Below are 11,443 nucleotides of genomic sequence, written 5' to 3' on the forward strand. Positions count from 1 at the left end.
CATCGCCAGAGCCAAGCGAAACAAGCACGAGATAAAAAATACGAAGCACGAAATACGAAACAAATACAAAATCCCAATGAAAAAAACAGGGTTTTGAACATTGAAAATTAGAATTTGTTTCGTATTTCGTATTTAGCATTTCGGATTTCACCATTAAATATTTTGCCAAAAAATGCAAAGAAATTACTGCTAAGATACCTATGGCGGGTTCAAGTTTGCAACTTGAACCCCACGTTTTACATTGTTCCTGCCAGCCTGTAGGTGAGGGATTTAGCCATTAAATAGATAGAGCGCTTTAGCCAAATAAACTATGGGTTCAGGTTACAAACCTGAACCCGCCTGGATTTTAAAGAATATGTAGAGACGCATTGCATGCGTCTCTACAAAAATATTGAAATTCCTAAGCTGACATCGCCAGAGCCAAGCCAAACAAGCACGAGATAAAAAATACGAAGCACGAAATACGAAACAAATACAAAATCCCAATGAAAAAAACAGGGTTTTGAACATTTGAAAATTGAAAATTAGAATTTGTTTCGTATTTCGTATTTAGCATTTCGGATTTCACCATTAAATATTTTGCCAAAAAATGCAAAGAAATTACTGCTAAGGTACTAAACATAAACCTATGAACAATACTTCAATCCGTGACAATCATAAAAATGGAACAGTCGGCCAATTCCTTGTTGATAATGTAAAGCAAGGCGCCGGTTTATCAATAGTCTCGGCATACTTCACCATTTACGCATACAAACAATTAAAAAACCAACTCGACCGAACAGATCACCTAAGATTTCTCTTCGGTGAGCCGTCCTTTATCAAATCCCTGGACCCGGCAAAAACCAACAGGCGCGAGTTTAAAATCGAGGACGATGCACTGGTTATCCCCATTGAAAGCCGCTTAAAACAAAAATCCCTTTCCAAAGAATGCTCGGATTGGATTAAAGAAAAGGTTCACATCAAATCCATGGTGAAACCAAACTTCCTGCACGGCAAGCTTTATTTGATGGAAAATCCAAACGGGGTTAAAGAAGCGGTCATGGGGAGTTCCAATTTCACTGTTCATGGACTCGGAATGGGCGGAAGCCCGAACATTGAATTGAATATGGTTATCCAGGACAGAAGGGATTTGGATGACCTGACAAACTGGTTTAATGAGTTGTGGAACGACACAACAGGACTCGTCGAGGATGTTAAAGCCGAAGTGCTTAAAGACCTTGAACAGTTTTATATTGAAAATGAACCTGAGTTTATTTACTTCAAAACCCTGTTCCACCTCTTTGGAAACTATATTGACGAACAAAAACGCGGCGGCTTGCTGAATGAACGCACCGGATTTTTTGAAAGCGAAATATGGCATAAGCTGTACGACTTTCAGAAAGACGGCGTAAAAGGGGCTATCAATAAAATCCTGAAACACAACGGCTGCATCATCGCGGATAGCGTCGGTTTGGGCAAGACTTTTGAGGCGTTGGCGGTAATCCGTTATTTCGAATTATTGAATTACCGGGTACTTGTGCTCTGCCCAAAAAAACTCTCGGCTAACTGGACGATTTACCAGGCGAGCCAAAACAACGCGCTTAATCCGTTTACCACAGACCGGTTTAACTATACCATCCTGTACCATACCGACCTCTGCAGAATAACCGGTAAATCCGATGCAAACGGCATAGACCTTGAAAACTTCAATTGGGGCGCCTATGACCTGGTAGTTATCGATGAGTCACATAATTTTCGGGGCAATCCGATGGAAAAGACCAAAGATGACGGCGCCATCAAAATGAACCGCGCCAAATGGCTGATGGAACGAATCATCAAGTCGGGATTGAAAACAAAGGTACTCATGCTTTCTGCTACGCCGGTCAACAATAACCTTCGCGATTTAAGAAATCAAATCTCACTCATTACGGAAGGCGAAAATGATGCCCTCTTTGAGAGTACACAAATCAAGGATATTGCCCTTACACTCAAGAGTGCCCAAACACAGTTTACATTTTGGGCTGACCATAAAAAGAATCCCGACAGAACAGTTAAGCAATTAATGGAACGCCTTGATTCATCCTTCTTCAAATTGCTGGACGAACTCACTATTGCCCGGAGCAGAAAGCACATAAAGGGTTTTTACAATATTGACGCCATAGGGCAATTCCCGGAACGGTTAAAACCTCATTCCCTCTACCCGAATATTGATATAAAAGACCGCTTTTTTACCTACGATGCGCTGAACAAAAAAATCCTGCAATACAAACTTTCGGTATTTAACCCTTCTGCCTATGTGAAGGATGAAAAGAAGCAGAAATATGAAGCGTTAGCCGGAACGGAAATCCTTGCCTTCAAACAAAGCGACCGTGAGCACTTCCTTATCGGAATGATGAAGGTAAACTTCCTGAAACGCCTGGAAAGCTGCATTGAATCATTTGAGATTTCAATGGACAGAACAATTCAGAAAATCGAAAAACTTGAAAGCAGAATCAATGAATTCCTTAAATCAAACGCTAAATCGCAGGAAGAGGTTTTGGAAACATTGGAACCGGATGAAGACGAATTAGAAGAAAATACCGACGACCTTGAACAATGGCAGGTAGGGAAAAAATTGAAATTTGATTTAGCTGATTTACGTCTGGAAGATTGGTTGAACGATTTAAAAAAAGACAAAGAAGCCCTCAATGAGTTGTATAATACGGCAGTTGCGGTGACCCCGGAACGTGACGCAAAACTGAAAGACCTTCAAAAACTAATCGAACAAAAAATTAATCAACCACTGAACAGCAACAACAGGAAGGTAATTGTTTTTACCGCCTTTGCCGATACCGCTCAATACCTGTATAATTGTCTGAAAGACTGGGTGAAAAAAGATTTGGGATTGGACATTGCGTTGGTGGCGGGGAATACCAACCAAACCACATTCGGCAAAAATGATTTTTCAAACATCCTCGCCAACTTCTCACCCGTTTCTAAAAACAGGGAATTAATGAAATCCATGCCGCAGGAAGGGGAGATAGATATATTGATCGCCACTGACTGCATCAGCGAAGGGCAGAACCTACAGGATTGTGATTTTTTGGTTAACTACGACATTCACTGGAATCCCGTTCGCATCATTCAGCGTTTTGGCCGTATTGACCGGCTGGGGAGCAGGAATAAGAAAATCCAACTGATAAACTTCTGGCCTACCAAAGACCTTGATAATTACATCAACCTGAAAGAACGCGTGGAGTCCCGGATGGCATTGGTGGATGTTACCGCCACCGGCGAAGACAATATACTGAATACCGAACAAATAGAAGAGCTTATCACCGATGACTTGAAGTACCGTAACCGGCAACTGAAAAAACTGCAAAAAGAAGTGCTCGACCTCGAAGAAATGAGCGAAAGCATTTCGTTAACCGATTTCACCCTGGATGATTTCCGCATCGAATTGCACACATTTTTAGAAAATAACAGTAAGAAGCTGGAAGATGCGCCCTTTGGTTTATATGCCGTCGTGCCTTCACCATCTGGCATTCATGCGCAAAATACAGATGCAAGCCGCTTTACTCCCGCCGAAAAGAATATTATCAAACCGGGTGTGGTATATTGCCTGAGGCAAAAAGGAGATACCGGCGGCAACGAAGAAGTAAACCCATTGCAGCCTTACTTCCTGGCATACATCCGCGAAGACGGGACGGTTCGTTTCAATTACACCAACGCCAAACAGATACTGGAAATCTACCGCCTGATGTGTCAGGGGCGCAAAGCGCCTTATGAGAAGCTTTGTGAATTATTCAATACAGAAACCAGGAATGGCGAGGAGATGGGTAAGTATACTGAATTGCTAAAAAAAGCCGTATATGAAATAAGTCATGTATTCAGAAAACGCAGCAATCAAAAACTCACCACTGACCGTGGTGCATTATTGATACCACAGTCGAAACAGGTGCATGATTTGGATAATTTTGAGTTAGTAACGTGGTTAGTCATAAAGTAATATGAAATTTGAATTCTTAGTTAATACCATACAGCAGACCCATACTGCCTTGCAACAATCGGCTGTAACGGCAATTAACCGCCATATTACAATCCGTAACTGGCTAATTGGTTTTTACATTGTTGAGTATGAGCAAAAAGGGGAAGACCGGGCTACCTATGGCGAAAACCTATTGCAAAATCTTTCGGAACGTTTTGATAATAAAGGATTATCTTGCCGTAACTTAAAGCTATTCAGGCAGTTTTACCAAACCTATCCGCAAATCAGGCGGTCACTGACTGCCCAATTGATGCTACCGTAAAATCGTCAGCCAGTGACTGACCAATTGCATAGTATCGATATGCAAGTCCCACCGGATAAACTCATCCCCTTATAGGGATAAACCCAAAGCTATCTGTTTCGCTGGTGGATTCTTTACTTAAAATGTTACAAAAATTGTAACATCGCAGGGTGCGTCCTACTCGCTGATTTAACCCTGACAGAGTTTTGAAACCCTGTCAGGGCTGCGGAATAGCTGAAAAAATCATGTTTTTCAAAAAACTAAACTGGTACAATATGACAAAAAGCCCGAAGGGCTGGTATGATTATAGCCAAAGAATAACCACAAACAACAACCCCAAAGGGGTGAAATGATTATAGAATAAAAAATCATGTCTGGAACATTCACACAAATATACATACAGGCAATCTTTGCCGTAAACGGCAGGTCGAATCTGCTGCAAAAACCCTGGAGAGATGAGGTGTTCAAATATATGGCTGGTATCATCAAAAATAAGGGACAAAAGTCTATAATCGTTAACGGCGTTGCCAACCATGTGCATATATTTATAGGGTTACAACCGTCCATGGCTATTTCTGATTTGGTCAGGGATGTGAAAAACAATACGACGAATTTCATAAATGATCGGAAATTGATTAGAAGTAAATTTTCATGGCAGGAAGGATACGGAGCCTTCTCCTATGCACATAGCCAGATCGAAACAGTTTACAACTATATTTTGAACCAGGAAGAACATCATAAGCGGAAGACATTTAAGGAAGAATATTCGGATTTTTTGAAAAGATTCAATGTGAAATTCCATGAAAAATATTTGTTTGATTGGTTGGAATAATAAAATAAATAATTGCTATAATAATTACACCCCTTCGGGGTTTGGTGGTTTTCTTTCATTAAATCTATAATAATTACATCCCTTCGGGATTGTAAAGATTGTAAACTGAATCAAAAAAAACGGTAACATGCTAGTTTTGTGAAAACGTCAAAACTGCAAAATACCTTTGTATCAATATATATAGCGGCAATTCATAACTCGAAGAGAAAGCGAAGCGCATGTGAAACGCATTGCCACTACAGGGAAAGGTAATCATCTCATTTGTGGAATTTTTCAAAAAACTAAAATATTATAATAAACGAAAGCCCGAAGGGGTGGCATGATTATGGCGAAAGACCTCAGGCAAAAAATAAAGGAAGCCATCCAGCAATTTGGCGCTGGCAACCTTTCCGAAAATGCATTAAACCTCTTTCAAACCCTTGGCTATATTACCGAACGCCGGGCGCCTTTGGAAAAGCCTGCCTATATTGCATTCAGAGATTCCTTCATAGATAGTCAGTCCAGGTTCAATGAAGACAAGGCATTGGTAAAAGAGTGGAAATATGTTGACCTGCTTTTCCAACTTTCTAAGGAAGAAGTGACAAGGCAATTGTCACTGTTTGATACCAAACAGGTTGACCGCACTGTCATTGAAACGTATTTGTTCTTTGCCATAGAAATGGCGGAAGAACACTACACCAGAACCGATCTTTCACACATCACCCGTGAAGTCAATCGCCTGTTTCCCATGCCTGTAATGATTTTATTCAAACACGGTTTTTCACTTACCCTTTCTGCTATTAATCGCCGTCTGCACAAACGGGACAAAAGTAAAGATGTGCTTGAAAAAGTAACCCTCATCAAAGACATCCGCATATCCCCCGCTGGCGGGGGTGATGTAGAAATCCCCCTTAAAAAAGGGGGTAAGGGGGTTGTTTCGGGCAATGGCGCGGTTACCCACCGCGCCCACATCGAAATCCTCTTCGACCTTTCATTTGATGAGCTAAAAAACAAACACAAATTCACCAATTTTGTGGAACTGCACAATGCCTGGAAAAAGCAATAAAAACCCCCCAACCCCAAAAAACCTTTCCCCGCAAAACCCCCACAAAAAAAATTTTTGGAACTTGCCAACTGGTATTTTTGGGCCACACAAAAAGTGGTGTTTCCTGATGATGCAGGAAAGGACAAAGATGTACGCAATGCAACCAGTGTTATCCGTCTCATCACCCGTTTGATGTTTGTTTGGTTCCTGAAAGAAAAAGGATTGGTTCCTGATGCATTATTTGATGAGAAGCAGTTAAAGAAACTGCTCAAATATACGAACAATAAGAAAAGCACTTACTATAAAGCCATCCTGCAAAACCTGTTCTTTGCTACCCTAAACACCGAAATGGGTAAACGCAGGTTCAGGACTAAAAATGACAGCGGACGCGATGGACATTATTTCATCCACAACGTATTCCGTTACGAGAATGAATTTGTAAAACCAAAAGAAACACTGGAGCAATACTTTTCTTCAATCCCTTTTCTCAACGGCGGTTTGTTTGAATGCCTGGATAAGGAACTGGATGATAAAGGCAAACGAAAACGCATCCGCATCGACAGCTTCAGCGACCGGGAAGATAATGCGCTGGAAGTGCCGGACGATCTGTTTTTTAACGAAAAAGGTGTGGACGTCGATTTAAGCAGGATCTACAGTTCACCCAAAAAAAGTAAAGAAAAGGTTTACGGGATTATTGACATTCTGAACAGCTATAAATTCACTGTTGCTGAAAATACACCCATAGAAGAAGAAATAGCCCTCGACCCCGAATTGCTTGGCAAGGTATTTGAAAACCTTTTGGCCAATTACAATCCCGAAACCCAAACCACTGCCCGCAAACAGACCGGTTCATTCTACACCCCGCGCGAGATTGTAAACTACATGGTGGACGAATCATTGCTGGCCTACCTCAAGCAATCTCTCTCATCCGGTCATTCTGTCCCATTTTGTCATTCTGAGCGAAGCGAAGAATCTAACAACACCGGCAAAAACGAAGAAAGATTACGCGACCTGCTCAGTTATTCCGAAAACCCCAATCCTTTCAATGCTAAGGAAACCGGGGTTCTGGTTAAGGCGATTGATACCTGTAAGATTTTAGACCCTGCCTGCGGCTCCGGGGCTTTCCCAATGGGCATACTGCACAATATGGTTCATATACTGCATAAACTCGATCCCAACAACGCCCGATGGAAACAACGGCAGTTAGATAAGGTAGATAAACTGATTGAAGATGCCGAAGGCATTTCAGACACCCGTGTCAGGGAAAAAGTAATTGAAGACCTGCACAACACGCGCAGAGATATTGAAGAAGCCTTTGATAACAACGAATTTGACTATGGACGCAAGCTCTACCTCATAGAGAACTGCATTTATGGTATAGATATACAGCCCATCGCCGTACAGATAGCCAAGGGGGGGGTTTTTTTTTCCCTTTTTTTTTGAAAAAAAAAAAAAAAAAAAAAAAAAAAAAAAGGGCCCCCCCCCCCCAAAAAAAAAAAAAAAAATTTGTGGCGTATATAAAATTGGGGGGGAAAGAAAAAAAAAAACTTTTTTTCTTTCCCCACTTTTTTAGAAAAGAAAAAGGCCGAACTGAAAAAGGTGCGGCACGATTACTTTGAAGCCCGGACGCCCAGGCGTAAGGAAACCTGCCGTATAAAAGACAAACAATTGCGTGACGAACTGGCTGAATTGCTCATACAGAACCACGATTTCCAACCCGCCACCGCAAAAAAAATAGCCGCCTGGGATCCTTACGACCAGAACAACTCAGCAATTTTCTTTGACACAGAGTGGATGTTCGGGATTAAAGAGGGGTTTGATGTGGTGATTGGGAATCCGCCTTATTTAATAATTCCCAAGCATGATTATATTAATACTTATAAGATGTTCTATCAGCTTCAAGAAGGAAAACCAGATTTATACCGAATCTTTATAGAAAAATCACTAACTCTATTAGATAAGAATGGAGTTTTATCTTTGATTACTCCAAATACATTTCTCACTATTCCGAGCTCCAAAATGCTAAGACGATTTATCATTGATAATTTTGAATTTATAACAATTTTAAATTATGACCAAACTGTATTTGAGAGCGCCGCGGTTAATAATATTGTTTTTGTACTTCAAAAAGTAAATCCAAGAAAAAATTCTTCTTTTGAAGCATTTGATCTCATAAAAGACAAATCCCTAAATGAAGCCAGCAGAATTGTTATCCAGCAGTTAAAAGCAAAGCAAAATGTAAAATATGAGATAAATATTTTTTCAGACAAAATACATGATAATATTTTAGAAAAGATTGTTAAATTATCCGTGCCACTAGGAGAATTCAAGGATATTTATATTACGCTTGGTTTACAGCCTTACCATAATACGATACATACTGAGGAGCAAATTAGAAATCGTTTTTTGCATAGTAGTAAAAAAGAAAACAAATACTATTTACTTGAACTAGGCGGTAAAAACGTAAAGAAATATTATGTTGATATTGATGGCAATAATTTTCTTGATTATTCCGCAGAACTGTACACTAAACCAGATTTTTTCTTTTTTGAAGGAGAAAGACTTGTTTTAAGAGAGATTGTATCTGATACGTTAATTATTGGTTATACTAATAAAACGATACTATTTAACAAGTCTTGTTACATTGTTAAATCATTGAATAAAATAGTAAGCAATAAATATTTGTTAGCAATATTGAATTCAAAGCTAATTGGATATTTTGTTAGAAATACAGGAGATAAATCAAAACAGATTCTTTTCCCCAGAATTACAATGCGAACAATAAAGAGTTTGCCAATTTACGAAACTGAATATTTTTCATTATTTGTATTAATTTCAAATTATGTAATAATTGGGAAAGTAGGACTTGAAGTTGAAAATAGTCTTTCTTACTTCGAACATCTTATCGATGCAATGGTCTACGAACTCTACCTGCCTACGGAGGTAACAGCGGCAGGTGCAAATGTGCTGTGTCACTTACAAAACCTACCGGATATACAACCTCTGATAGAAAAAGGCGAAACTGAAAAGGCACTCAAAACTATTGAGAACATTTACAAAGAACTCAGTAGCCCCAACCACCCGGTAAGCGCGGCAATGTTTAAGATGGATACCATTGAGGAAATCAGAATCATTGAAGGCAAACAATAAGCCATGCGATGGATAACCGGCATAACGCTAAATAACTACAGGGCTTTCAAAGGCCCCTAAATAATATGGGGACACTTCCCATATTTTCCACCAGATCGAGCAAGAAATATGGGAAGTGTCCCCTGATTATCCCTTGACTATGATGCCTCAGCGCTGAGTCATGGGGTCTCCTTCATATTTCAATTCTGAACAATAGTACTGACCCTCCGACCCTCTGTCCACAACTTTAAAAAACTTGCAAATTTTACAACTTTTGTTACAAGTATCATATTGTAAGGCGTAAAGGAAAGTTTTTTTAATAGGGGAATACAGGGAATACAGGGAAACTTTTTCACATTGTTTAAATAGCATATCTGAGTTACCTTACCTCGTTAATTTCTCAGTTAAGAAATCTTCATATTTACAATTTTGTTCCTCCATCTTAAAATTCTGGTGGGTACGGTCGATTATAATATGAAGGCGTATGGCTTAAGTTTTCAATAATAGTTTGAGATAGACCATCAAGATCAGGGAAAAGGGTGCGTCGTGAAATCCCTAATGACTTTAGATCGCTTATTAAGTTTAGTTTACAATCATGTGGGATAACATAACGAACGAGATATTTTTTATCCTTGAGTAAGTCTGGTATTGTATTTTCTCCTGAATGGGGTATTGGATGGATAGTAAATGTGCTTAATTGATTAACCATGCGGGGAAAATTCATTGTAGGATACAAGGCAAGAGGATATTGAGGAATTTTATCAAGCCCGAACCCATTCGCAAGTTGCTCTTGTTTTTGCTTATTGCCAGTAGCTGGAGGAATTGATAAAGATGGTTCTATTGCTAAATACTGAAGGATTTTGTTAGGTTTGGTTGCTATTCCATCAATCCCGTAACCTTCTTTATTCAAAAAGTATGGGTATATTGCCCAAAGTTCCCCATCTTTACCATCTTCAAAATTCCTGACCGCGAAATATAAGGCAACAAGTGCGTTTTCTGTCCAATCTAATAATCTTGTCGGTGCACCGTGATGTTGCATTAAAAATAACCAACTACAATTATTATCTTGGCTTGGTATATACTGAGTGAGAGCTGGTGCTGCACGTTTAAATTCTTCAATTATTTCAGATTCTGTCTCATACCGTACACTTATTTTATCATTATATTCTGAACGGAATATCTTAGGTGTTAGATTCCCATATTTTTCAGGGTGACCTCTGAACCAACTCTTAGAAAGAGTGGTGGCTACTTTAATAATCTGATTAATATCTCTGATTTCACCAGCATCATAAGGCGTTGTTTTATCGGTATTCATTGTTTTTTAAATGAAATTATCTGAAATAATTTTACCCTTTAATAACACATAACGGCTTCAGTTGTGCTATTTTTTTGCTGATACCGGCATATTCCACAACGTCCACCATTTCGGTTACGTCCTTGTATGCTTCAGTTCAGTGTGGCCTGGCTGTCGGCGCGGACAAGCGAGAATGGGGTTACACCATATCTATTGACATTGACAATGCTGGTCTAGAATAAATATGGTCAGCGACTCTTTTCCAAAAATCATTGCCAGACTTGAATTCAAGCGACATCATACCTAATTTTAGTTCGTAGAATCAAGTAAAGTGTCTCCGGAATAGCACATTATATTTTACCCGCTGTGGCTGAAATCACCTAGAAATTAGATACAGACCAAATTGACGCTTTAAGATATCTCCAAAATGTGAATGAACCAAAGCTTTAAAAGGCTTAGATTTGTAAAAAATTTTTCTGTATACAATGCTTAATATAATTTATTACAATGCTTTTAAGAAAAATAATAGAGATTAAAATATTCATTAAATAGTATTAAGATAATTATTTATGTTTGAATTTCCAAAAGTCGAAAAACCTAGAGAATTTCAGTATAAGCATAATTTTTTAAAGTCTGTAATCTTTCAGGTAAAATATCCATTCATTAATAAAGTCGTTAATAATATACCTCTGCTTAAAGACCGTTTGGGAAAATTGTTTAAAAATTCTGGAGAGATTTTTAAAAGTGAGGTCGGCTTTAAATTCGAAGAAAAAACACCAATCCTTCAATCTACTAAAAGTTTAACACAAGGTATTGAATTCAGATCTGACGATGGTTATAAAATTTTAGCAATTACAGAGGATTCAATAACTTATACAATTTTTGGGGGCCTCTTATTCAAATTTTGAAAATACAAC

Annotated in this window: 8 protein-coding genes; 7 read left to right on the top strand and 1 reads right to left on the bottom strand. The window is 39.0% G+C overall.

Annotated features, from left to right (window positions below):
• The first annotated feature begins 628 nt into the window (after positions 1–628).
• From M5U24_RS03250 to M5U24_RS03275, 6 genes are all read left to right on the top strand, one after another.
• On the top strand, positions 629–3,967 hold the full coding sequence (locus tag M5U24_RS03250; RefSeq protein ID WP_298201531.1) for a helicase-related protein: 3,339 nt from the start codon (positions 629–631) through the stop codon (positions 3,965–3,967).
• A gap of 1 nt (position 3,968) precedes the next feature.
• Positions 3,969–4,268, top strand: a complete 300-nt coding sequence (locus tag M5U24_RS03255) for a DUF1016 N-terminal domain-containing protein (RefSeq protein WP_099325250.1) — start codon at positions 3,969–3,971, stop codon at positions 4,266–4,268.
• A gap of 349 nt (positions 4,269–4,617) precedes the next feature.
• A complete protein-coding gene (gene tnpA, locus M5U24_RS03260; RefSeq protein ID WP_298201533.1) occupies positions 4,618–5,079 on the top strand; it encodes an IS200/IS605 family transposase in 462 nt (153 codons plus the stop codon).
• A 325-nt stretch (positions 5,080–5,404) separates the two neighbouring features.
• Complete coding sequence (locus M5U24_RS03265; protein WP_298201535.1) at positions 5,405–6,124, top strand: hypothetical protein; 720 nt, start codon at positions 5,405–5,407, stop codon at positions 6,122–6,124.
• Between the two features lie 93 nt (positions 6,125–6,217).
• Positions 6,218–7,546, top strand: a complete 1,329-nt coding sequence (locus tag M5U24_RS03270) for a hypothetical protein (protein ID WP_298201537.1) — start codon at positions 6,218–6,220, stop codon at positions 7,544–7,546.
• Between the two features lie 225 nt (positions 7,547–7,771).
• The gene (locus M5U24_RS03275; RefSeq protein ID WP_298201539.1) at positions 7,772–9,253 is read left to right on the top strand and encodes a TaqI-like C-terminal specificity domain-containing protein; all 1,482 of its coding nucleotides are present in this window, start codon (positions 7,772–7,774) and stop codon (positions 9,251–9,253) included.
• Between the two features lie 421 nt (positions 9,254–9,674).
• Here M5U24_RS03275 and M5U24_RS03280 read toward each other — a convergent pair whose 3' ends face one another.
• Positions 9,675–10,547 carry an FRG domain-containing protein gene (locus tag M5U24_RS03280; RefSeq protein ID WP_169703409.1) on the bottom strand — a complete coding sequence of 291 codons (873 nt, stop codon included), beginning with the start codon at positions 10,545–10,547 and terminating at the stop codon, positions 9,675–9,677.
• 548 nt (positions 10,548–11,095) lie between these two features.
• Here M5U24_RS03280 and M5U24_RS03285 point away from each other — a divergent pair.
• Complete coding sequence (locus tag M5U24_RS03285) at positions 11,096–11,434, top strand: hypothetical protein (RefSeq protein ID WP_298201541.1); 339 nt, start codon at positions 11,096–11,098, stop codon at positions 11,432–11,434.
• Positions 11,435–11,443: the final 9 nt, after the last annotated feature.

The sequence above is a fragment of the Candidatus Kuenenia sp. genome, assembly GCF_027493735.1.
In the GTDB taxonomy this organism is placed as follows: domain Bacteria; phylum Planctomycetota; class Brocadiia; order Brocadiales; family Brocadiaceae; genus Kuenenia; species Kuenenia stuttgartiensis_A.

Coding starts and splice junctions, on each gene's coding strand:
- M5U24_RS03250 (WP_298201531.1), top strand. CDS start 629: ATGAACAATACTTCAATCCGTGACAATCATAAAAATGGAACAGTCGGC.
- M5U24_RS03255 (WP_099325250.1), top strand. CDS start 3,969: ATGAAATTTGAATTCTTAGTTAATACCATACAGCAGACCCATACTGCC.
- tnpA (WP_298201533.1), top strand. CDS start 4,618: ATGTCTGGAACATTCACACAAATATACATACAGGCAATCTTTGCCGTA.
- M5U24_RS03265 (WP_298201535.1), top strand. CDS start 5,405: ATGGCGAAAGACCTCAGGCAAAAAATAAAGGAAGCCATCCAGCAATTT.
- M5U24_RS03280 (WP_169703409.1), bottom strand. CDS start 10,547: ATGAATACCGATAAAACAACGCCTTATGATGCTGGTGAAATCAGAGAT.
- M5U24_RS03285 (WP_298201541.1), top strand. CDS start 11,096: ATGTTTGAATTTCCAAAAGTCGAAAAACCTAGAGAATTTCAGTATAAG.